General features: G+C 39.7%; 20 protein-coding genes and 1 tRNA gene. 9 read left to right on the top strand and 12 right to left on the bottom strand.

All coding sequences use genetic code 11. The features are described from left to right. Positions 1–2: 2 nt before the first annotated feature. The 3 genes from H6614_07085 to H6614_07075 form a co-directional block, all read right to left on the bottom strand. On the bottom strand, positions 3–2,606 hold the full coding sequence (locus H6614_07085) for a hypothetical protein (GenBank protein ID MCB9243420.1): 2,604 nt from the start codon (positions 2,604–2,606) through the stop codon (positions 3–5). Between the two features lie 58 nt (positions 2,607–2,664). After that, complete coding sequence (locus H6614_07080) at positions 2,665–3,360, bottom strand: SDR family oxidoreductase (protein ID MCB9243419.1); 696 nt, start codon at positions 3,358–3,360, stop codon at positions 2,665–2,667. Between the two features lie 51 nt (positions 3,361–3,411). Beyond that, a tRNA-Arg gene (locus H6614_07075) sits at positions 3,412–3,485 on the bottom strand. Between the two features lie 256 nt (positions 3,486–3,741). Between H6614_07075 and H6614_07070 the strand changes: the two genes are divergently transcribed. After that, positions 3,742–4,062 carry a hypothetical protein gene (locus tag H6614_07070; protein MCB9243418.1) on the top strand — a complete coding sequence of 107 codons (321 nt, stop codon included), beginning with the start codon at positions 3,742–3,744 and terminating at the stop codon, positions 4,060–4,062. A gap of 122 nt (positions 4,063–4,184) precedes the next feature. Next, positions 4,185–4,673 carry a hypothetical protein gene (locus tag H6614_07065; protein ID MCB9243417.1) on the top strand — a complete coding sequence of 163 codons (489 nt, stop codon included), beginning with the start codon at positions 4,185–4,187 and terminating at the stop codon, positions 4,671–4,673. 69 nt (positions 4,674–4,742) lie between these two features. Here H6614_07065 and H6614_07060 read toward each other — a convergent pair whose 3' ends face one another. Further along, positions 4,743–7,865 carry a PD40 domain-containing protein gene (locus H6614_07060; GenBank protein ID MCB9243416.1) on the bottom strand — a complete coding sequence of 1,041 codons (3,123 nt, stop codon included), beginning with the start codon at positions 7,863–7,865 and terminating at the stop codon, positions 4,743–4,745. Positions 7,866–8,048: 183 nt separating this feature from the next. On the opposite strand from H6614_07060, the gene sprA reads away from it, so the two are divergent. From sprA to H6614_07040, 4 genes are all read left to right on the top strand, one after another. Next, a complete protein-coding gene (sprA, locus tag H6614_07055) occupies positions 8,049–14,672 on the top strand; it encodes a cell surface protein SprA (protein ID MCB9243415.1) in 6,624 nt (2,207 codons plus the stop codon). 77 nt (positions 14,673–14,749) lie between these two features. After that, entirely contained in the window at positions 14,750–15,928 is a 1,179-nt protein-coding gene (locus tag H6614_07050; protein ID MCB9243414.1) for a glycosyltransferase family 9 protein, read from the top strand. 35 nt (positions 15,929–15,963) lie between these two features. Next, positions 15,964–17,073, top strand: coding sequence for a Glu/Leu/Phe/Val dehydrogenase (locus tag H6614_07045; protein MCB9243413.1), 1,110 nt, complete (start codon positions 15,964–15,966; stop codon positions 17,071–17,073). Positions 17,074–17,085: 12 nt separating this feature from the next. After that, entirely contained in the window at positions 17,086–17,235 is a 150-nt protein-coding gene (locus tag H6614_07040) for a hypothetical protein (GenBank protein MCB9243412.1), read from the top strand. A 37-nt stretch (positions 17,236–17,272) separates the two neighbouring features. Here H6614_07040 and H6614_07035 read toward each other — a convergent pair whose 3' ends face one another. From H6614_07035 to ffh, 7 genes are all read right to left on the bottom strand, one after another. Beyond that, the gene (locus tag H6614_07035) at positions 17,273–17,647 is read right to left on the bottom strand and encodes a hypothetical protein (GenBank protein ID MCB9243411.1); all 375 of its coding nucleotides are present in this window, start codon (positions 17,645–17,647) and stop codon (positions 17,273–17,275) included. 67 nt (positions 17,648–17,714) lie between these two features. Beyond that, positions 17,715–18,152: a 50S ribosomal protein L19 gene (rplS, locus tag H6614_07030; GenBank protein ID MCB9243410.1), complete on the bottom strand. Its 438-nt coding sequence runs from the start codon at positions 18,150–18,152 to the stop codon at positions 17,715–17,717. 60 nt (positions 18,153–18,212) lie between these two features. After that, positions 18,213–18,905: a tRNA (guanosine(37)-N1)-methyltransferase TrmD gene (trmD, locus tag H6614_07025; protein ID MCB9243409.1), complete on the bottom strand. Its 693-nt coding sequence runs from the start codon at positions 18,903–18,905 to the stop codon at positions 18,213–18,215. A 1-nt stretch (position 18,906) separates the two neighbouring features. Next, the gene (gene rimM, locus H6614_07020) at positions 18,907–19,455 is read right to left on the bottom strand and encodes a 16S rRNA processing protein RimM (GenBank protein MCB9243408.1); all 549 of its coding nucleotides are present in this window, start codon (positions 19,453–19,455) and stop codon (positions 18,907–18,909) included. A gap of 8 nt (positions 19,456–19,463) precedes the next feature. Next, entirely contained in the window at positions 19,464–19,745 is a 282-nt protein-coding gene (locus H6614_07015) for a KH domain-containing protein (GenBank protein ID MCB9243407.1), read from the bottom strand. 108 nt (positions 19,746–19,853) lie between these two features. Further along, on the bottom strand, positions 19,854–20,507 hold the full coding sequence (rpsP, locus tag H6614_07010; GenBank protein MCB9243406.1) for a 30S ribosomal protein S16: 654 nt from the start codon (positions 20,505–20,507) through the stop codon (positions 19,854–19,856). A gap of 52 nt (positions 20,508–20,559) precedes the next feature. Continuing rightward, a complete protein-coding gene (gene ffh, locus H6614_07005) occupies positions 20,560–21,909 on the bottom strand; it encodes a signal recognition particle protein (protein ID MCB9243405.1) in 1,350 nt (449 codons plus the stop codon). Between the two features lie 172 nt (positions 21,910–22,081). Here ffh and H6614_07000 point away from each other — a divergent pair, with 172 nt between their 5' ends. The 3 genes from H6614_07000 to mgtE all read left to right on the top strand — a co-directional run bounded on the left by H6614_07000 (position 22,082) and on the right by mgtE (position 24,528). Then, positions 22,082–22,678, top strand: a complete 597-nt coding sequence (locus tag H6614_07000) for a ribonuclease HII (protein MCB9243404.1) — start codon at positions 22,082–22,084, stop codon at positions 22,676–22,678. Positions 22,679–22,682: 4 nt separating this feature from the next. Continuing rightward, positions 22,683–23,042: a YraN family protein gene (locus H6614_06995; GenBank protein ID MCB9243403.1), complete on the top strand. Its 360-nt coding sequence runs from the start codon at positions 22,683–22,685 to the stop codon at positions 23,040–23,042. Between the two features lie 82 nt (positions 23,043–23,124). Then, a complete protein-coding gene (mgtE, locus tag H6614_06990) occupies positions 23,125–24,528 on the top strand; it encodes a magnesium transporter (GenBank protein MCB9243402.1) in 1,404 nt (467 codons plus the stop codon). Here mgtE and H6614_06985 read toward each other — a convergent pair whose 3' ends face one another. Then, positions 24,529–24,891, bottom strand: coding sequence for a response regulator (locus H6614_06985; GenBank protein ID MCB9243401.1), 363 nt, complete (start codon positions 24,889–24,891; stop codon positions 24,529–24,531). Positions 24,892–24,921 lie beyond the last annotated feature (30 nt).

Below are 24,921 nucleotides of genomic sequence, written 5' to 3'. Positions count from 1 at the left end.
TATTAACCTTTTAAATAGCTGTTTAATAAACTTATTATGTACTGTGTATGACGAATAAAATAGAAGTAAGAGTAAAGACTTCCAAATGTTAAAATGACCAGGAGGATTCCGTAACCGTATGCTTTTATGAAGGTAAGATTATAAGCGGTTCTGGCTCCCTTAATTAACCTTATAATATAAAATACAATTAAGATAAGAAATAATATTCCTGATAAATATACAAATTCCGTATCCTCCAGCGCAAGCTTGTAAATGAAGGTTCCGATGGGCAAAAAGACCGCCATTTGCAGTGCTGACCACACGGTAACCATGTAAATGTTCTTGTAATATGCCCGCCCGCTCACAAAATAGGAAAAGGCGAAAATTATGAATGATACGAGTAATTGCAAAATAAACCCGATGCCACCCAGGATCAGGATTGAGTATAACGGCTGATTAGACATGTCCGAGAAGAGGATCTTTAATGTGTCGGATGAAAAAATGTTAGCTGTCAGCATGTCGAAGGAAATGCTCTCCCGATAAAAATAGAATACTGCCGATAGGTAAAGCGCAACACCGAGGGAAATTAATATGCTTAAGATGAAATTTAGTGAGACAGGAATAATCATCTGCTCGCTGGCGAACTGGAAGAAGTTAGTTGGGCGGAGTAGTGATTTGACCGAATACTCTTTGAACTTTCTAACATTAAACAGCAGGAATACCAATACGAGGCATAATATCACTCCCGTAATAAGGAAGAATTGCGAATCGTCCTCGCCGGGGTTTCCTTCCAGGATCTTGGGGGTGTCCTGGTTGTTTATCAGCCGTTTTATATATAATGCCGCCTGCTTCGGTTCACGGTAAATTGTGAAGATGCCGTTTGTTTGCAGGTACGGGTTATAGTTTTGCCGGTAATTCAGCGGCCGCTCTGCGTTCCAGTCAGCATAGCTGGAAATGAAATTCACAAAAAACTTGTTAGATAAAGTTTTATATGTCTCTACTATGAACTCTGCCTGCGCTTCGATCGAATGAACGTCCCTTGCGCCATTTCTGTTTTCGTTTTCGATGCTGAGTCCGTAATCCGAAATAAAAATAGGCTTACCGTTCTTTTTCTTGAGCGCGTTAAGATTATTTTCAAGCGAAGAAACAAATTCCTTGATGCTTTTTATTTCACTACCCAGTAAGTTGATACCTTTGAAATCGGCATATTCTGAGCATATATCGCGGTCGAAATTTTTAGTAGTGTAATACACCGGGCGGGTATCTAATTCCAGGGCTTTCTCTCTTGCCAGACGCACGTAATTTGCGGAAGATTCTTTTGTAACATCAAAATCATTTCCGATACCCCACGCTATGATACATGGCGAGTTTCTATATTGTACGATTGCGCTTGCCAAATAATCCAGAGACGGGCTAACATAATCCTGCTTGTCAAGAAGTGCATTAGCTACTTCATTAAATGGTATCTCCGCAAAAACAAAGAGCCCCAGGTTATTGCAAATATTCACAATATACGGGTGCGGGACTCTGCCGGGTACACGAATGCAGTTTATTCCAAGGTCTTTTATATTCTTGAGGTCGCGCTCTACCTCATAATAATCCAATGCTGAGGCATACGCGGGGGAATCTTCGTAATAGTTAATACCTTTTAAGTTGTATTCTTTCCCGTTCACAAAAATCGTGTTTCCCTTTACCAATATCTTTCTTATACCAATCTCTTCAATTTTTTCATCGACTATGCCCGATGAATCTGATATGACCGTTTTTGCAATGTAAAGATTAGGCTCATCGAAAGACCACATACGCGGGTTTTCGAGGGTAAAGTTATTCTTAAGGTTAAGGGATTTGTAATTCTCTATAGAAAATGTGACGGGTGAACTTTCAGCGGTAACCTGACCCGTAGATTTGTCAATTAATTCGGTTTTGATCGAAAACTCTCTGCCGGATAGATTATCTAGCGAGGACGATTTTACTTCAACATTATTCTCGATAACAACTTTGTTATATCCTTCGATGGAATATTTAATGCGATTGGAAAATGTGCTTACCTTTGGAACGGCAACAAGGTAAATATCCTTTGGGATGCCTCCATATATCCTGGAAAAATTGACCTGATCAGAAAGGGGAATAGTTGTATTAGTAGTTAGCTCATTATTGACGGATATCTCTATCTGATTATCTTCACGTATTACTTCCTCCTCGATAGGAATTGTTACTGCAGTAAAACCTTCTTTGTGATTTACGAGAAAAACACCATTGATCCTGATACTGCTCTCATATGAAATGCCCTCAGCAACAAGAATAAAGCTGTACTTATTCATCATCTCACTCGAAACCGAAAAACTTCGTCTGAATAAAGTATTTCCCTCAAATTCGTAAACAACCGGCACCGATACCTTATTGAAAGTACTGCCTTCATTGAATGACAGTTCCCATTCACCGTTAAGGTCTATCTTTTCACGGGTACTGCTCATCATTGATAAACCGGGATTGGTTATATCGAGAAGGGGAGGGCGTTCAAAAATCTTTATTTGTGAAGATGAAATTGATGGAATGAGGGTTAAAAAGGAGACAATTATGATAAGAAGCTTATTTTGAAGTAATTTTATTGTCCCTTCAACTGTCATTAAGTTATAAATATCTGCAAATATAAATAAATTGAGCGGGAAATAAAATGTAAGAACCTTATTTATGAGGGTTTGCCGGTCTTAGCTCAATTTCATTCATTAATGCATTCGGAGGAAGTTCTACAGCAAGCAGACATGCACTAGCGATATCTTCTGAAGTTAAAAAAGTTTTAGGGTCGTTATTTACTTCAACATCTGCGACATCAAAAAATTCCGTATCGACCGAACCCGGACAAACAACGATCACTCTAATATTACTTCCTCTTACTTCCAGCATAAGTGACTTCGATATTCCCATTACAGCATGTTTAGTACCGCAGTAAAGAGTTCCTTCATTAAACCCGTTCTTTCCAGCAAGAGACGCAATATTGATGATGGTTCCGGAATTCTGTTCCAGCATCATTTTAATGAAATACCTTGTGCAAATATACAATCCTCTTACATTAACGGCATAGATATTATCAAAATCCTCAGTAGTTGTTTCAGCAAGTTTTTTGAATATACCGTATCCGGCGTTGTTTATAAGAACGTCTGTTCTCCCAAATCTATTCTTCACTTCCTCGTACAGGTTTTTAATGCTTTCCTCCTGTGATACATCGGTTTTGATATGGATAAAATTTTCACTATCAAACGGGTGGGGATTGGAACGTGAAGCATCAACCACTATATATCCTTTATCAAGGAAGAGTTTTGCGCAGGCTCGTCCAATGCCTTTCGATGCGCCTGTAATTACTGCCACTTTTTGATCAGTCATATCATTCAGCTTATATTAAACTAAAAAGCGAGGATTACCTCGCTTAACTTGTACGCCCGAGTGGACTCGAACCACTAACCCTCAGCTTAGAAGGCTGATGCTCTATCCGGTTGAGCTACGGGCGCAAATATATAAAAAACAAAACTACTTAAATTTAAAATCTCAATCAATCCAGTAAGTATTGGTTATCGTGCCTTTTTTAACGTTTTCTATAGTTTCGTCACTACTATAGCAAAACCTTTATAATCTACATATTTTTAATGTTTACTATGTGTAAAATTGTAAACGCTTGATATTGAAATAATTAAAGAAAGTGATTATTTGGCATGCTTATTGAAATAATATTACAAAACGGGGTGTATTTAAACTAAATAACTAATTATGGAAAATATTGCTTCCCAAAACAAGTTTAAGTTATCAACATCCAATTCATATAAGAGTACTGCGGACTTGCTATCAAAGCCTGCATTGATCCCAAAAGTGAATTTTAATCTTCCATTTGATTCTAACGTATTCCTAAAATTATTGGATAAATCAGGTAAAATCGTAAGAATAATACTAAATGGAGAATTTCTGAGGAGTGGTCAACATTCAAACGAAATTGCATTAAATGATCTAGAACCCGGTGATTATTTTTGTGTAATGGAATCAGGAGATTCGAAAGAGGTTAGGGCAATAAGAGTTTCAGAGAGTAACATTTAAGGTCAAAAACTTAGATATTGATAATAAAAAAGCTGTCGTTGGACAGCTTTTTTTATTATGTATTTTAGTATTGAATTTTATAATCTTTACATAATATTATAACTAAATTAACTTTTTAGCATATGAGGGTAATTAACTATTTAATAGTATTCTTTATAGCAGTAGTGGTTTACAGTTGTCAGGAAACCAACCCGGTTGTTCCAGATGCATTTACTTTGAACGGAAAGGTTACGTTTGTTGATTCTAACTTTACACTTGGAGGCGCAGGAGAGTATACCGTATATGCGTGGAGAAAAGATAATTGGAATCCATTTGGAGGAAACCCGGTATCGAGCCAAGTAGTTAACATTGTAAAACAAAATAATAAATATGTGATGCAATATCAGTACCGGCTAGCTGAGGTTCCATCAGGAACATATGTTGCAACATTGATGTATTCCGACGGCAGTTCTTTTTTTAAAATTCTAGGTGTATATAGTTGTACGGTTCCGCCGACAGATACAGCCTGCTATTTGTCACCTAATAAATATGCTACGATTCGCACATCAGAGGGATTGCTCGATATAGATATAACAGCTTATGGAGATACAGCTAACGCATATACTAATTGATGCTAAAAGTTTTTTAAAAAAGCCCTGTATCAACTATGATACAGGGCTTTTTATTTACTATACTTGATGTTAATCAGTCCAGAAATCGAATCCAAACAACATTCCAAAGTAGAAATTCCATTCTTTACCATAGGTAACGGGAGTATTCTGGAACGTTCTTGTAAACTGGTCCAGGCCATACGCGGCGCTGAAGAAAATACTTGTCGGAAATATATAGAATGAATTTGTCTGTAGACGCAATTCCGCTCCGACATCCTTTTTGAAGTCGCTAAGGCTTACATCACCATCCCATGCATTACCAAAGTCACCGAATACTGACAGATATAGCTTATCAAAATAAAGCGGCGCAATCCTGAAATCCATTTTCTTTATAAGAGGGAAACGGTACTCGAGCTTTGCGGTTGCAAGTCTGCCCCCTCCGAGCGCGTAGTACGGATATCCTCTCATGCCGGGTAATCCGGAAGCGTAGTAACTGTAGAAATCATCTACCTGCGGTCCGAATATTATAGCACCGTGAAGTGTGAGATTAATTGTATGGTAATCATTGAACAGACCGACTCCCTTCCATAATTCTCCCTCCATCTTATTGAGGTTATTATTCTGGAATTTTGTGATCAGATTTCCTTCATCCGTAACCTCAACCTCAGGATTAATTTCACTGATCTCATAATCATACCTCAGCCGAAATTTATGCCCAACCGGATTTATGTCATCATTCCTGGATGGCTGTACGAAACTGTAATTATAAACAAAACCGAAATCGCTTGCCTTGAAATAGTCTTCGGTGGACGATCTAACCGAGATGCCGCTTTGCGGAATCACAAACGGGTCAATTTTTGAAGCGTATTTTGAGTATGAATAAAGGAATTTAAATCTATGGTCGAGGCTGATCGCATTGAATGCCATACTGAAATCAAATGCAAGGAGGTCGTATTCTACGCCTACGTCTATTGTATCGATACTTGCGATAAGATCTGCAGTCGTCTTCCTGGTTATGTTGTACCCTTCGAGTGAGAATACCGGGTGAAAGTCGATCTTGTTAAAGAAGTCGCTGAATACAGGCATTCCGTTATTATACTGGAATTGGAGGAACAGGTCGCGTTCCAATTCTTTGTTGAGCGCTGCACCTCCGAAGATAGAGAACTTACCGAGCGCTTCATCCGAGAAAAAGTACACACCGAGCTTTAACGCTTCAAGAAATGATCTGTCCTGAATGTAATTATCATACCTGATTATCGGATAAAACTGTAATGAAGAAAACTGGTTGGTGTATGGCTTTATCTCTAATTCCGGGATGCTCTTATCGTTGAAGTTTCTGAGCTTCATCCAATCGAAATTGTTTTTTCCCACGGCTGTCAGAGAATCGGGATTAACATATTTTGTCACGAATTTTGGAGGTCTGTCATATGCCGCGAGAGTATTGACGTCGTTCTCTGTGTATCCATTTAGGAGAGCGATCTTGTATCCGGTAGGTTCGAACGTTGAGTAAACGAGGTTGCCTTTACCATCGACACTCGGCATAAAAGCTCCGCCGAGTACGTTTGTTATCTGCTTTACCTCACCGGAAGCCATGTCATAGGAATAAATGTTGAAGATTCCCGTTCTATCCGATGCAAAATACATCTTACTGCCGTCCGGCGAGAATGAAACGGTTCGGGTATCTATGTCCGGATCTTCGAATAGATACTCGATGTTCTTGGTTTCGAGATCGAGTACTGCTACGTCACGATTGTGCTCAAAGGCGTAGTCGAAGTAAATCTTCTTACCGTCCGGCGAGAATTTAGGATTAAAAACCTGCTCTCCGTTTTTGAAGAATGTAAGAGGTTGTGGGTTATTGCCACGTGAGTCGGAAATTTCCAAATTAAGTGTACCGTCGCCATTTACAACATAGACGAGCTTGCTTCCGTCTCTGGACAGATTGGGGTAATATGCTCTGCGTGACTGCGTAAGCTGGGTTTCCTCATCCTTCTTTATATCATATTCGTATATATCGTAAACCGAGATATGCTCCAGGTTGGGAGAATTTCTTCGTGAGAAAATTATCTTTTTCCCGTCAGGTGTCCACGAAAATGAACTGCCTACAGGTCCGATAAGTGCTTTTGATGTACCTTTTTCAACGTCGTATATTACTAACCCCGCTGTACCATAGTCATAGTCCTGGTTAGATAAGTATGCAATTTTTTTGCCGTCAGGTGAGTATTCCGGGTAGTAATTAGCAAAGCCTTCTTTTTCTATTAATACACCTTCTATTTTGTCATTACGCAGATTGCTGACGCGTTTTTCGTAGTCTTGTTTTAGGAAACTCTTCCATTCATTGTACACCTCCTTGCCATCTTTTCCGGTCTGGTCTTCGATCGCTTTGTCTATACTGAAGGTAGTAAGATCACCCATAGAACTTGATATTCCCTTTAACTTATCTTCACCGTATGTATCGGCAATATACCTAACAAGATTATATCCGGAGTTATAGACAGACTCTGCTTCAAGGGAAGTTACAGAAGCGAACTGTCCCATCTCTTCCCAGCTAAGCATCTCGTTGCCAAGAGCCTGCATCCTGAGTATCATGTCCCTATGTGAATCCCAGAAATCGTATTCAAGAGGTTGTCTTTGATACTGGGCGACTCCCTCTGCAAACCATGCCGGTACTCCAATGCCTGCTACAGGGTATGATACGAGGACATTTGGATAGCCGTATAGTACGTCGGGGCGTCTTTCGTTTTCATAATTCAACCATTGCAGGTAAACAGCCGGGATCGTTCTGCTCCATTTCATTGCTGACTGGAGCTGTATGATGTGAGTGAATTCGTGTGTGATCACATTACGTAACCAGTTGTGAGTTCCTCTTAAGTCGTAGTCGAGCGGTGAAGCAAATATAAACATCCTATTACCAAAATAATCCGCAGCACCATTTGCTATATCGGATACATCGGTTATCTTCATGACGATTTTTTCATCCGGTCTATAGTCATACAATGATGTTATCGGACCGTAAACTTCCTCAACTATTTTGGCTATTGTTGTAGCTGTTCTTTCCGCTCCTTCGTGGAAATTAATTACGAAATGCTCTGTTTCTATTGTATACCACTTAAGCTCCGGATATGGCTCCAGGATCTGGGAAAAGGTAGCCTTATTCGGAACAAAAAGACAAAAAGTGAATAAAATAAGGTAAATGTATATCTTTCTCTTAACCATTGAAATAATTAAACTTAATTAATATAATTGTATGACTTGAAAAAAGTTAAAAAACTATAGAGATTGTAAATGCGGGTAGAAAGTTCGATAAGCTGTAGTGGTTTAAAGTTGTTTTTTAAAAAATTAAAACAAATGCCTATAGATTAAAGTTTACGATTTGAAAATTATAAATTATTCGGGTTTTTGAAATCCCATTCTAAATACATACTTAGTAAATCGAGACTAATCAAGTACTTTTTTGGTCTCACAATTATACTAAATCTATTTGCATTAAGCAATGTCTCTTTTTCACAAGGAAGAAGAGATTGGGATATTCTTCATGGTAATCAATACACGCCGGGTGATACCGGTACCTCGACTGACACCACACTTGTAACAACAATCGATTCATCAAAGATATTAATTATAGATTCCACTGCGGCAGAGAGGTATTTTCCGTATGAACCGGAGTACAGCTATGGTGTAAAAGTAAATCAGTGGAAGCATCCGCTTTTGCTGGGAGACGCCTCGCAGATAAACTATACTGTTACATTTGATTCGACGGGGAATGTAATTTTAAGAAAACAGATCGATGGGGAAGACGTACAGGTACCGAGGGTTATTTCTTTCAATGATTATATAAACGAGCTGGCGGTCGAGCAGGACAAGACGTTATTCCAGGAGATAGTTGCTGAGAATTTTAAAGGTCAGACACAGGATGACCTTTCACAGTTTTTCGAAAAGTTCACAGACATTACAATTCCTTTGCCATTTAAAAGTGAGACCATATTTGGTCCGCCGACCATCAATCTTCGCATTAACGGTAACATAGATATTACTGCCTCCTATGAAAAGATACAGAGTGACCAGGAACTTGTCAGTACGACAAATACATCTCAGAATAACATTAATTTTAAGCAACAGGTATATGTAACAGCAAAGGGTACAGTAGGTGATAAGTTAACCATAGACGCGGACTGGAATACAGAGCGGGTATTCGACTTTGAGAACCAGCTTAAGATAAAATACGAGGGTTATCCGGACGAAGTTATTAAGAAGATAGAAGCCGGTAACGTATCTCTCGAAACCAATTCAGGGCTGATACAATCTACTCAAGCACTTTTTGGTATAAAAGGTGAGTTCCAGCTAGGACCACTCTCACTTACTACTGTAGTTTCTCAAAAGAAAAGTAAGCAGGAAGAAAAAGATTACGTTGGCGGGGCTCAACAGCAGGATTTCCAGATACCCGCGTGGGATTACTCCGATAACCATTTCCTTTTTGATACTTTGTATAAAAAGAGCTTCCTTGATTATTTTAATACTTCCACGGGTGTCATATCTTCATACACAGATAGTAATACTATTGTCACTCAACCTGAGACGGTTCTGGAGGTATGGGTACAGACCGATAACACTTGGAGTAATAAGAGGATCGCTGTAGCTCACACGATGCTATATGAGCAACCAACAGGCGGATATAGTGATACGTTAACAACTCCCGGAACCGTACTTGGACTAAAATTCAGCGGTTACTTCAGAAAACTCGAACCATCAGAGTATTATATAAATCCCTATGCAGGTTTTATAAGTCTTAAGATCAATGTTCCTGAGAATTATCACATTGGTGTAGCCTACAGTACCCAGTATAAAAAATATGGTACCACAAGTACCGATCGTCCTAATTATACAGATACACTGATATTGAAGATGATAAAGGTTAAGGACCAGAGCCCGGATCAGACACCTCTTGCGTGGGAGCTTAAGCTAAAGAATATTTACCGGCTACCTGTCTCAAGGATCATCGAGGATGGATTTAAATTCCAGGCAATGTACCTGGAGGACAACATTCTTACTCCGAATATTGCCGGTTTAACTTCATCCCTTTCTACGATATTAAGGATCGACAGGTATACCGGCAAGCAGAAAAGCCCACCGGCAGATGGTATATTCGATTATTTCCCGGGGACCACAATAAACACCGAAACGGGTGATATTATTTTCCCAACATTGCGTCCTTTTTGGGATAACATTGATTCCGTCTTAGCAGGTACCGGAGATTCAGCTTTTGTATTCTCTGACATATACACAAAAAGGAAAACACAAGTTTCCCAAAACTCACCGCTCGCTTCAAGATACTTTTTAGTTGGCAGTGCAAAAGGTGAGGCGGGCATCAGCAACATTATCAATCTTGGATTTAACGTCGTCCAGGGAAGCGTAAAACTCTTTTTGGGTGCACAAGAACTGGCAAACAACATAGACTATTCGGTTGATTATTCTACCGGTACAGTGACTATAAAAAATGCTTCCGCACTGGTCTCTAATGATCTAAAAATAAAATATGAAACCAATGATCTCTTCCAGCTTGCGTCGAAAACGCTTATTGGAGCCAGAGGTGTGTATAAACTCGGAGAGGAAAGCGCGCTAGGGTTTACATTTGTTAATCTTAAGCAGGAAACTCTTAATGATAAGGTCAGATTAGGAGAAGAACCAACCAATAACTCGATGTTCGGACTCGATTTCAGTACAAACATTAAATCAAAATGGCTTACGAATGTTGTAAACATGCTCCCCGGGTTTAATACAAAGGATGAGTCATCTTTTACGCTGAAAGGAGAGTTTGCTTATCTTCTGCCCGATCCTAACACAAAACGTAGTAAGATCCCATCCGATAATAATGAACCTATTGCATATGTCGATGATATGGAGGGTGCTAAGAAAATAATCACACTTGGTACAAATTACAGCGCATGGACACTAGCATCTTTGCCACTGGATAGCGCTATAAAACTTCCAAATGATTCGAACCAAGTAGGGCAGTCAAAAAGAGGATTTTTCAGATGGTATAATGTTCCAAATTCCGTTTCCATTAAGGATGTTTATCCGCTTAAGGATGTGCAACCCGGGCAGGAAACGATTACACCGCTGGATGTAACTTTCGATCCGACGAGCCGGGGGCAGTATAACTATTATGCAAATAAATTCGATTCGATAAAGAATACTACACCTACGCAGATATGGGGAGGTATGATGCGCTATCTTAATACAACGTCTACAGATCTTATAAGTGAAAATATAAACTTCATTGAGTTTAATATGCAGATCGATGATAGTTTGTTCTATAATCAAATAAGACCCGGAAAACTTGTCATCGAATTAGGAACAATTTCGGAGGATGCGATACCAAATGGAATATTTGACACAGAAGACCAGAACCAGAACGGTGTATTGGATACTGCGGAAGATATAGGGCTTGATTACAAGAAGAATGATGAAGAGCTGGCAATATATAACTCGATCAACGGGACATCTCTGACACTCGCGGATTTCCCAAACGGGGATCCTGCAAAGGATGATAATAATTCGTCAGGCGTGATCGATTATGGTATTATTAATGGTACTCAGAATAACAGGTTATTTGAAGGCGGTAACAGACCCGATACCGAGGATCTGGATAAGAGCGGTAACTGGGAAAGTTATAGCGCTTATTTCCAGTATGAAATAAGCCTTGATACGACGAACAATCCCAATATCACAGGGCGAGGTGCGCCCGGAACCGGGTGGTTCCAATATAGGATAGGTTTGTCCGAATTTGTGAATTTGTTCAATAATCCCAGCTTTACAAATATAGAATATGCGCGTGTATGGATATCAGGTGTAGAAGAGCCGGTTACGGTTAGACTCGTTGATTTTAATTTAACAGGTAACCAATGGTTTAAAACAAACAAACTCGATACTACTTATAGTATTTCAGTTGTAAGTATCGAAGAGAATCCGCAGATATACGAAAGCCCTGTTCCTGGAAACGTCTTGAGACAGGAGATCAGGAACACATCTGGTGCGAACACACTTTCTAATGAGCAGTCACTATCGCTCAATTTTAATAACATGCAGAACGGTCAGAGGAAGATGGCAGTAAAGGATTTCAGAACCGTTCCACTTGATCTTTTTAACTACAAGACACTAAAACTCTTTGTGAACGGTGATCCGAGTTTTAACTATACAGATGAAAATATATTTGATGCGTGGATGGTCGTCCGTATGGGAACGGATTCTAATAACTACTATGAATACAGAGCACCAATACATCCTGACGTGCGTCCCGGTTCTCCATGGGATTCACAGAATGAAGTTACTATAAACTTTTCCGATCTTACTGCAATAAAGATAGCACAAGATACAACCAGTTTCTCGGATTCGCTCTTTGCCGTGCCGAACGGACCACCTGGTTCTTTCTACAGGGTTAAGGGTAATCCGACAATTACCTCTATACGGGAGATGGCGCTAGGAGTAGAAAAGAACCGAAATTCGTATAACGCGACGATAACAGGAAGTGTTTGGTTTAATGAGATCCGTGTTTTAAATGTGGATGATGATCCGGGCTATGCATATACAGTTACAGCAGGAGTAAATCTGGCTAATTTGCTTGCTATCAATTTCAGTCTTGGAAAGACCAGCCCTAATTTTTATAACCTCGACGGGCGTTTTGGGACACGGCAGACGGGCCTTAACTGGGATGTAAGCGCAACTCTGAACATGCATAAATTCTTTAATAATTTCTTTGCAAACTGGTTTTCGGAAGAGTGGAGTAATTTCCTCACACTTCCATTGACATTCAGGCATACGGAGAGGATCATCGATCCTAAATATTATCCAGGTACCGACATTGCTATAGATAACGCAATGCAGGAAAGGTATAACCAGGTATATAACCAAACAGGAAATGAGCAGGAAGCAACAACAGCAAGTAATAACCTTAAGATAGAATCCCAGACACTTGAAGTAAGGAATGAATTTGGTGTAAATGGAATGAAGTTCACTTTTCCGGGTAATAACTATTTACTAAAGAACATTGTGAACCGATTTGAGTTAAGCTTTAACGGTTCAATCGGTACTTACCGCGATGTTACCTATGAAAACCGGGAGAACTTTGCTTATAATGGAGGTGTCAATTTCAAGCCTGATTTTGCGCTGGGTGATGATTATCATTTAAGTATAGGCAAATGGCTTAATCTGGGTGATGATTATAAGGATGCGAAGTTGTACTTTGCGCTACCTTTCCTCCCGTTGGCACCGTTATTTTCAAATAATTTTGCAGGAAGTATAGACTTTAACCGAACGAGGGAAGAAAGTAAGCAAAGGTCACTCAATACAATGAATCCGATCAGCCGGGTATTCGATGCGCACAGAGGATTTAATTTCGATTGGAAATTTATAGAGGGGTGGATAGTGGATCTTTCCGGAAATTACAGCTATAGGGTGGGAAGTGATCTAAGACCATTTGAAACCAATAATGACAGTCTAAGTACACAAAGACCGGAAAGCGAGGTTCTTAGCAGTATATTCTTTAATGATGCACTGATAAATTTCGGCAGAGATCTAGATTATGCGCAGACCACATCATTTAATCCAAGGTTCAATATACCATTTATTAAGAAATTCCTTGATCTGACCGCAAGCTATAATGTAACGTATGGGTGGCGGAATCCGAACGTACAGGATAACGCGGTTGGGTATAATGTCCAGTTCTCAAATAATGCATCGACGACTGCTAACTTTAAATTAAATGAACTCTTCTCGCTTATTTCGGGTAGTGAAACAAATAAATCGCGTGGATCAATAGGCGGCAATAATGACGATAGAGAAGGACAAAACATTCTCGACGTATTTAAACTTTTCAAAGGCTTTATTCCGGATGCTGTCTCGGTAACATTTAACCAGACTAATACACGTATAAATCCCGCGATCCAGGGAAGACCGGGTTTTGGTAATTTCTGGTTTTCCTTTGGCTCGGATGAATCCGCCGGTCCTTCACGTGCTTATCAGCTTGGATTGAGCGGTGATCCGGGAAAGAGGATCCCAAATCTCAGCAATGTACAGGATCAGTTTCAATTAGCAAACAATATTGTCTTTAGTACAACAATAAAACCAATTTTCCCTGATGCAATCAGGATGAATCTTAGTTTTAAGAAACGATGGGGCTTTACCAATACGAATACATATACGACTAATAATGAAGGGCTTCTATCATTTCAGACGAATAAGTCTAATTCTGTGAATAATGCATATTCGATCTTCTTCTTTCCTGATGCTGAGGATTTTAAGTATTTAGTGGTTAGCGATCCGAATGAAAATCTCAAAAACATATCTAACTCGTTTGAGGATGGGTTGGCATCGTTCCCATTCCCTAATTGGAATATGACGATAACGGGTGTTGAGAAATTTCCTTTCTTTGGGCAATTTGCATCGTCTGTTACAATAGAGAATAATTTTGAATCGGAGTACTCAAAGACTTATTCCGTAAATAATGCCGATATCGAGATTCCTTCTATTCAAGTTGTTAAGCAGACGTTTTCTCCTTTATTTGGTATGAATATTACTTTCAAGGAAGCTTTTAGCGGAAATCTCACGGCTTCATTTAAAATAAACACTGCTAAAACTCTGACACTAGTACCGTCGTCAAACCTTATCCAATCTTCGAAGACCTCGGATTGGAGTATCAGCGCAAGCTTTTCCAAAGCCGGGTTTGAAATTCCATTCTTTGGGCTTTCATTGCAAAATGATATTGCATTCTCACTATCAGTATCTAAAACTGCTAATGAGCCGATAGACTACAGGTTTAACCCAGGTGAGGAAATCTCTGACAAATTACCGGGTAATGGCTCAAGTGTGTTTACTATAAATCCTTCTATACAATATTCATTAAGTTCAAAGGTTCAGATGCAGTTATTCTATAAATATATCCGGACAGAACCACTTAACGCTACCTTTACCACAGTACCAAGAACTTCCAATGAGGGCGGTTTAAATATCAGAATTTCTATACAATAAGGTAGAGTTTGCCTGCCCTTATAAATTGAAAATCTAGTAATTTATTAGTATATTCAAAGGTTATATCATTTTTGGTTATGAGACGCAGGGCGATATTCAGGTTCTTTGATAGGTATATAGGCATTCCGATTGTCATCTTTCTTGCTCTTTTCTTTAAAAGGAAGAAAAGGCTCCCGATCGAAAATATCAAAAAGATACTATTTGTTAAGCTTGCCGCAATAGGTGATTCAATACTACTGATACCAACCCTTAGAACGCTGAAAAAAAGATTTCCGGATGCTGAGCTTACCTTCGTTTGTTCGCCCATCAATTACTCGGTAATAAAAAAGATACCATACGTAGATAAGATAGTTAATTGTGACGTTCATTCTTTTCTCAAAAATCCTTTGCGGTTTGTAAAATTTATCAGTGATCTCCGAAAAGAGAAATACGATATCCTGATAGATGCCGGGCAGTGGGAAAGGATCAACGCCATAACAGCCGCCTTTGTAAAGAGTGATTGCTCCGTTGGATTTAGAACTAAGGGTCAATTTAAACATTTCGTATACGATAGGGTAGTTCCGCACCAGAGAAATAAGCACGAACTGGAAAATTTTCTTGACTTGCTTGCTCCTTTGGGTATTGATATTAAGGAAGAAGATAAACAGTTAGAGTATTTTCTTACTCCCGATGACGAGAAGTTCGCAAATGATTTCTGGCGGGAAAATGACCTCGATGATAAAACGGTAATTTGTCTTCACCCAGGTTGCGGTGAGAATGGCAAGCCGAGAGAATGGGCTGACGAAAGATACATAGATCTTGGTAAAAGACTTGTTGCTTACGATCCTAATATTAGAATACTTATAACAGGATCTCCTCTTGAAGTAGAAAGATGTAACATAATTGCCGCCGGGATCAAAGACAATGTGATCAATACTGCCGGCAAATATACTCTTGACAATGTTGTTGCGATCGTAAAAAAGGTTAAGCTGATCGTATGCAGTAATACCGGAATGTTACACATAGCATCATGCGTTGGAACAAAGACAATGGGTCTGCATGGACCGACTAATCCTGTTAAATGGGGCTCTTACAGTAAAAATTCCGTTCTAATACAAAGTGATAAGTTTTGCAGTCCCTGCTTATACCTGGGACATGAATATGGATGCCAAGCACCTCAATGCATGGCACACATATCAGTCGATGATGTTTTTATTTACATCAGGAAAGCTCTCAATCCTGAGCTTTTCACCGGACTGGAGATTTTAAATAATTAATATAAATATATAAATTCACATTTATGGAAAAAAATATGTTTCCGATTTTTGAAATGATTGAAGATCTGGGACACGAACAGGTAGTATTTTGTTCTCATAAAGAATCCGGCTTAAAAGCCATTATTGGAATACACAATACTACGTTAGGACCTGCCTTAGGAGGATGCAGGATGTGGACTTATGCAAATGGAGATGAAGCACTTGTAGATGTTTTAAGATTATCTAAGGGTATGACCTATAAAGCCTCTGTTGCAGGGCTTAATCTCGGTGGGGGAAAAGCCGTTATAATCGGCGATCCTAGAACCCAGAAGTCTGAAGCACTTTTTAGAGCTTTTGGAAGATTTGTTGAAGGTTTATCCGGCAGATATATCACAGCTGAGGATGTTGGTACAAATGTTAAGGATATGGAATATGTGATGATGGAGACACGTAACGTAACAGGAATACCTCAAGAGTTGGGCGGAAGTGGTGATCCTTCACCGGTGACCGCTTACGGTACATATGTAGGCATGAAAGCCTGTGCAAAAGAGGTTTACGGATCAGATTTGCTGGAAGATAAGAAGGTTGTTATACAGGGAGCCGGTGGTAATGTTGGAAGACATTTATGCGAATATCTTAACAAAGAAGGCGCAAAACTTTTCGTGAGTGATATTTATGAAGAAAAGTTAAAACCACTAGTCGATGATTTTGGCGCAACGATCATTCCGGTCGATGATGTTTATTCATATGAAGCTGATATTTTTTCTCCAGCGGCTTTGGGGGCAGTTTTAAATGACGATACTATCCCTCAGCTCAAGGTTAAAATTGTTGCAGGTGCGGCGAATAACCAGCTTAAGAATGAAGATAAACATGGTGCGATGCTTAAAGAAATGGGTATTTTATATGCGCCGGATTATGTTATCAATTCAGGCGGTCTCATTAATGTATATAATGAACTCGAAGGGTATAACCGTGACAGGGCATTGAAACAGACTGCAGGTATTTACGATATAATGTCAAACATCATTCAGATCGCTAAAGATCAGGATATTCCTACTCACATGGCTTCAAGAGAAATAGCAGAGAAGAGGATAGAGTCAATTTCCAGTGCCAAAAAAGTAAGAGTATACCGTGATCTGAATTTATTCAAATTGAGGAACCTATAAGGAGTAATAAGCGTGGAACTCGCGATATGGATAATTATTATAGTCGTTACTATTGTGTCCACTATTCTCGCGCTTCTCACATCGGTTACTAAATGGGGTGATAAAATGGTCGATAAGTATGCAAAGGAAGAGAAAAAGGATGATACAAATGAAAACAAATAAAAGTATAGCAATAAAAAAGGCTCCTTAGGGAGCCTTTTTAGTATCCTTTATAACTTTTCTCTTCTATCAGAGACGATCCTGTCTGGAGATTTATTTCCCGCTTAATTCTGCTTCTCTCATCATTTGTGATATATACACTTCTTGCCAGTTTAACAAATTCTTCGCCGAAGTCTTTCCTGCTTTCACAGTCTCGTATTTTGTCTTCTATATCCCACAGTTTGCTGTTTATCTCGAGCATTTGCTGGTAAAGATCGTTGGTTTCGTCTATTCCTATCTCCTTAGCGGCATTATACATGACATCGAATTCCTTCCTGATATTGCCGAGTTTCTGTTCTTCCTGTATATTGGCAAGCTTGATAGTTAAAATGGTCAGCTTATCAATTATTTCTCCGTTTGAGACTTCTATCAGCATGTTATTAAAAATAAAAAACCCGTCTCCGGATTTCAGAGACGGATCTATAATTTACCTTAAATTACTTTTATTCGTTTGTGTTTTCTTCTGTAACTAATTCCTCTTCTACCTTGGGTTCCTGTATCTTCTCTACCGGTTTGATCACTTCTTTCAGATCGGCTCTTTTCTTTTCTTTGATCTTCGTGGCCGCCTTACCGGTTAATTTCCTCAGGTAATATAGCTTAGCTCTTCGTACACTTCCTTGTTTAACGATGTCGATCTTATCGATCTTAGGTGAGTTGATGGGGAATATCCTTTCGACGCCGACGCCGTTAGATATTTTTCTTACCCTAAAGGTCCTGTTTATGCCTGAACCTTTGATACCCATTACGATACCTTTAAATTCCTGTAATCTTTCCTTATTACCTTCTACTACTTTTACGGAAACTGCAACTGTATCCCCGGGATGAAAACGGGGAATATCATCCCTCATCTGAGCCGCCGATACTAAATTAATTTTATCCATTGTTTTTTCTCCTTTCTATACCATGTCGCTTTAGCCGGTCGCATGTGTATAAAATATATTTTATTTTTTATTTTTTTCTTTGTGTTTATTAAAACTTTCGGATGCTTTTTGTTCTCTCCACTCATCTATTTTTGCATGGTTCCCGCTCAATAATACATCCGGTACTTTGTATCCTTCATACTCCTCCGGTCTGGTATACTGCGGGTAATCGAATCCTGCTTCACCTTCCTCGGTTTCAACCTGGAATGTGTCCGTTATCGCGGATTCACCGTCTCCGAGTACCCCCGGAACTAATCTGAGCACTGCATCCATGAACACAAGAGCCGCTATATCTCCGCAGGAGATCACATACTCTCCGATGGAGACCTCTTCTGTTACAAAGGCATCTATCACTCTCTGATCGATCCCTTTGTAATGTCCGCATAACAAAATGTAATTTTCTTTAAGCGAAAATTTGTTCGCGGACTTCTGGTTGAATAAATCTCCCTGGGGGCTGAAGTGTATCACCGAGTCATATTTTCTCTCAGATGTTAATTCTTTTATGCACTTAAAGAACGGCTCAGGCTTTAAAACCATTCCCGTCCCTCCGCCATACGGAATATCGTCTATCTGGCGGTATGAACCTTCCGCGTAATCGCGGAGATGGTGCATTTTTACTTCAGCGAGCCCCTTTTTTACGGCTCTGGATATCAATCCATTTGTTAAAGAACTTTCGAGTATTTTCGGGTTTGCGCTTATTATGTCAAATCTCATACTATTCGATTAAACCCTCTATCAGCTTTACGTCTATTCTCTTCTTACTCTTGTCAATCTTTTTAATAAATTCGTCCCGGTAGGGGATATAAACATCAGTTCCTTTTTCTTCAAGCTTTATCTTTAAAAGATCGTCTCCGCCAAAATTTTCTATCATAATTACTTTTCCTATCAAATTTCCATCATCGTATACATCGCAATCAATGAGTTCGTAATAATAGAACTCACCTTTATTTCGCTTTACTCTCTTATCAAGCGGTATTGTCACGAGGTTATTTCGCAATAGATCTGACTGAGTTTTACTGTCGATTCCTTTTAGTTTCAGCTTGATCAGATCAGGTGTTACTTGTGATTCCTCCACGTCAAACTCGTAAATACCACTATTGTCAAAAAACGCTTTTCGTGTTTCCGAATACAAATGAACACTCTTGAGGTTTTTGTACCGGTCCGGAAAATCCGTCAATGGGATCACCTTTAAATAACCTTTTACTCCAAAGCTACGGGCAATCTTCCCGATAACTATCTCATCTTCAAAATTTGGAGGTTTCAACTAATTAATTATTCTCCTGCCTCGTCATTTGATTGTCCGCCGTCGCCTTGCTTATTTATTTTATCCGGAATTTCAAGGAAAGCACGTTTACCCTCCTTCGCGGCTATTGCGGTAAGTAATGTCCTTAACGCCTTTGCCGTCTTTCCTGATTTCCCGATCACCTTGCCGGTCTCGGGGTCATCTACAAATAACTTAAAATTGATCTTGTTGTTCTCTTCTGTTTCCTCAACACGGACTGCTTCGGGCTTGTCAACTAGATGCTTTGCAATAAATTCAATAAATTCTTTCATGCCAGTTCCTCCTGGTTGGGATGATTAAAGAATGATTAAGATTTTATACTGTTACCAGTTAAACAACTCTTACTCAAGCTAAAACCCAACTCCGATTCAGGGCAATACCTATTCCTTCGGCTCTTCTTCCTTAGACTCTTCTTCTTTTACTTCTTCCTTCGGCTCTTCCTTTGCTTCATCTTTTATTTCCGGCGTCTCTTCTTTTACTTCTTCTTTAACTTCAGGAGTTTCCTCTTTAACTTCCTCTTTCACCTCAGGAGCTTCTTCTTTGACTTCTTCTTTAACTTCCGGCTCGGCAACGGCAGTTTCTTCCGCTTTTACTTCTGCTTCTTCTTTAGCCGGCTCTTCTTTAGGAGCCTCAGCTTGTTTTTTCGCCTCTGCTTCCTGCTTGGCTTTTGTTTCTTTTCGTTTTATCTTTTTCTCGGTCTCTCTAACGTGCTTATCAGCATTTCTTTCTTTGAACTTATCCAGCTCGGATTGTATCTCGTCTTCGCTCTTACCTCTTTTTTCCAGATTCCATTTATACAGTATTCCTTCTCTTTTGAAAAGACTTCTTACCGTATCTGTCGGTTGTGCCCCGGTTTTTAACCAGTACATCACCCTGTCTTCCTGCAGTGTTATCTGCATTGGGTTTTGATTTGGGTCGTAATAACCAACTTGCTCTATGAACCTGCCGTCTCTGGGTGACCTTTGGTCAGCAGCAACTATCTTGTAGATAGGATGCTTTTTTCTCCCGGCTCGTTTTAATCTTAATTTAACCAAATTACTTTTAGTGCTCCTTGTTTAAGTTTATTTTGTTTTATTATTATTATATCTATTTTAATTGATTCGCTAAATTTCCCGGTAAATTCATCTGCTTCAGCATATTCTTCATCTTTCCGCTGTTAAACTTCTTCATCATCTTCTGCATATCAGTGAACTGCTTTATTATCCTGTTTACGTCCTGTATCGTTGTTCCGCTTCCGTTTGCTATCCTTCTTCTTCTCGATCCGTTAAGCAAATTCGGCTTTTCTCTCTCCTCGAGCGTCATTGATAGTATTATCGCCTCCACCTTTGTAAATACCTTTTCATCTATCTCTTTGCCTTTCAGTGCGTTTCCTACTCCCGGTATCATCGAGGCTAAACTCGATACAGATCCCATTTTCTTGATTTGCTTGATCTGAGCAAGAAAATCATTGTAATCGAACCTGTTCTTTCTGAGCTTTTCTTCGAGCTTCTGAGCCTCTGTCGTGTCAAATTCAGTCTGTGCCTTCTCGACTAATGATACTATATCACCTTTGCCGAGTATCCTCGATGCCATCCTGTCCGGGTGGAACATCTCCAGCGCGTCAAGTTTTTCGCCTACACCCACGAACTTTATCGGCTTATTTACCACCGCCCTGATCGAAAGAGCCGCACCACCTCTGGTATCACCGTCCATCTTTGTCAGAACCACACCATCAAATTCCAGCTTGTCATTGAATGCTTTAGCAGTATTAACGGCATCCTGTCCCGTCATTGCATCTACCACAAACAGTGTTTCAGCCGGATTAACGAAGTCTTTTATCTTTTTGACCTCGTTCATCATCTCTTCGTCTATCGCAAGGCGTCCTGCAGTATCGATTATCAGAGTGTCCTTAGCATTCTTCCTGGCTTCAGTAATTGCATCCTTGACGATTTTAAGGGTATCTTTCTCGCCATCTATCGAGAATACCGGAACCTCTATCTGCTTGCCGAGGATTTTTAACTGGTCGATAGCCGCAGGTCTGTAAACGTCGCATGCCGCTAGTATGGGATTTCGTCCCTTCGACTTGATATACTTTGCCAGTTTAGCCGAAAACGTCGTCTTACCAGAACCTTGCAGACCTACAATGAGAATAACTGATGGGATGTCGTTAGAGAAGTTTATATCCGCCTTCTCTGAACCCATCAGCTTTATCAGCTCGTCGTTTATTATTTTTACAATAAGCTGACCCGGTGTTATGCTGTTAAGCACCTCCGTTCCTAATGACCGCTCTTTGACGTCTTTTATGAAAGAACTTACAACTTTATAATTTACATCGGCATCAAAAAACACCCTCCTTATTTCCCGGAGGGACTCATCAATATTTTTTTCAGAAATTTTTCCTTGCCCGCGAACCTTCTTCAGTACACTCTCGAGCTTATAAGACAAATCATCAAACATAGCAAATGGACGTAATAATTACAATACAGTTTAGTCTGTGAAAATACAAATACTAATGTTTTTTTTCAAGGAAGTTGGACCTCACCAATTGCATAAAAAATCCCGATTTTTCTTAACTTATGTATTTAAAAAGTCCATAATTTACAATATTTTCCATAAAATATCTATCAATATGCTCATCTGCGGTATAGATGAGGCTGGAAGGGGACCACTAGCCGGACCCGTTGTTGCCTCAGCTGTCATTCTGGATAAAGGCTGTTTTATCGAGGGAGTTGCCGACTCTAAACTCCTTACTGAAGAAGAAAGGGAGGATCTTTTTGGCCAGATCCTCGACAAATGTGTCTCTTATTCTGTCAGTATTGTCGGGAATAGTGTAATAGACGAGATAAATATCCTCCGAGCAACAATGAAAGCAATGGAGGAATCCCTCGATCGCCTCAGTAAGAAACCTGACAAGATTTATATTGACGGCAACTACTTCCGTCTCGATAACGAACGCGAGAAGACATTTAACTATGAAACCGTTGTAAAGGGCGACTCAAAGATATTTGCTATTTCCTGTGCGTCCATCATAGCAAAAGTTACCCGGGACAGGATAATGAAGGACCTGCACGAAGTTCACCCGCTTTATAATTTCTCCAGCCACAAAGGATACGCCACAAAGGAACATATCGAAAATATCAGGGAGCATGGTCTTTGCGAAATACACCGTGCAAGTTTTTGTCGCCGCATATTTGAATATAATTATAAGTTGGACTTCGATGAGTGACTGCATGTACAAAAACCGTCTCGGCAAACGGGGTGAGTTAATAGCGAAAAACTTTCTTCTTAAAAAGGGGCTTACCTTTGTTAAGGAAAATTACCGTTACGACCGCGCTGAGATCGACCTGGTTTTTGAAGATAAAACAAATAAACTGCTCCTCTTCATAGAGGTGAAAACCCGCACTAATAAACGGTTTGGCGAACCCGAGGAGGCTGTAACTCCTCTGAAAATGGATCAGATTAGAAAAGCCGCAATGGGCTTTACCACCGAGCACGAAATGTATAACACCCACGACCTGCGGTTGGATGTTGTCTCAATTATCCTGACGGGAGAGAATACCGAAATAAATCATATCGAGAACGCTTTTTAACGGAAATTAGTTGATTGATTATGCATTTCGGAATGAATATTTTGATTCGTTCCTTTTGATGAATTTTTAAACTTTTGATATTGTGGCAAGCGAATCCAAAAATAAATCCCATCTCAAAATTGATAAGGAACTCCTTTCCGAGATAGAGAGCCTGATAGAATCCCGCTCCGATGCACTTCTCCGTAATATTCTTGCTGACCTGTATGATTATGACATAGCGGTGCTAATCGACACTCTGCGTGATGATAATGACGCAATCTACCTATTTTCATTACTATCACAGGAGACCGCCGGAGAAATTATCCTCGAACTTGGTGATGAACGCAGGGATGCTATTCTCGAGAATCTCAGTGAAGGAAAACTCTCAAATCTGCTCGTAGAGATGGATTCCGATGATGCCGCTGATCTTGTCGCCGATCTGGATGAAGATGAACAGCACAAGGTCTTACAAAGCCTCGATACAGTCGGCAAAGAAGACTCCGACGAACTACGGGAACTCCTTAAATACGATGAAAATACTGCCGGCGGTATCATGGCAAAGGAGTTTATCGTTGCCCATGAGAATGATTCCGTCTCCGAAACAATTAAGGTAATTCAGGAAAAAGGTGATGAGATTGACCAATTCTACAATATGTGGATTGTCGATGACCATAACCACCTAAAAGGCATTATCTCTCTGAGACGGCTTATCATTTCGATGAAAGATCCTAATCAGAAGATGTCGGAGGTTATGAACCCTGATGTTATCTCTGTCGATGCAAATATGGACCAGGAAGAGGTAGCAAAGATATTTATGAACTATGACCTTGTTTCTGTCCCGGTTGTAGATTCAGATGAAAGAGTCATTGGCAGGATCACGATTGATGACGTTATGGATGTTGTGGAAGAAGAATATACCGAAGACGTTGCGAAAATGACGGGTACTGATGCAGAGGAACTTGAAAAGAAATCATCACTGCAAATCGCGCGTATGCGTCTTCCATGGCTCATGATAGCTCTCGGTGTCGAAATGATCGCTGTGATCGTAATAAAAGCGCATGATAAAATGCTTGGTGAGATTATTCTCCTTGCCGCCTTCATGCCCATTATTAATGCTATCTCGGGTAATTCCGGTCTCCAATCAGCCGCTATAGTTGTTCGGGCTCTGGATACGGGCTACATTACACTTGCTCAATGGTGGGTGCCTTTTTTTAGGCAGATAAAAACCAACTTAATAATAGGCTTAGTAATAGGCGTGCTTGTAGGGATTATAGGTTATCTAATGAGTTCCTCACCACAAAATCTGAAGTTCGGCTTTACAGTTGGTATATCTATGTTTACTTCAATAAATATAGCTGGTTTTGCCGGTACGGCTATACCCATGCTGTCTAAGAAATTTGGATTTGATCCTGCGGTTTCATCCGGACCTTTTGCGACTGCGTTCCAGGATGTGATTGGTGTGACTATTTTTTTGACGTTAGCTCAGTTCCTTCTTACTACTCTCTGATCAGTTGGAGATCTTGTTTATAAGGAGCTTCATATCGATCGGCTTCGAAATAAAATCATCCATTCCTGCTTGTAAGCATTTCTCTCTATCTGTTTCATAAGCAAATGCTGTCAAAGCGATTATCTTGGTTTTCTTCTCCTGGTATTTGTCTGTTTCTCTTATCAGTCTTGTAGTTTCAAATCCGTCCATTATGGGCATCTGCACGTCCATCAGGATAACGTCTATATCATCTCTTTCTGTATATGCTTTTAAAGCGTCATTTCCGTTGTGAGCAGCTACTACGTTCATGTCATGCTTTTCCAGTATCCTGGTCATAAGCTTCATATTTATAGGTTCATCTTCTACGAGTAGAATTGTCCGCATGCTTTGGTATTAAATTTATACAAAATAACA

Source organism: Ignavibacteriales bacterium (assembly GCA_020635255.1).
In the GTDB taxonomy this organism is placed as follows: domain Bacteria; phylum Bacteroidota; class Ignavibacteria; order Tepidaquicellales; family Tepidaquicellaceae; genus JAEYVS01.
The sequence above is the reverse complement of the archived record's forward strand: the minus strand, read 5'-3'. Positions and strand labels throughout refer to the sequence as shown.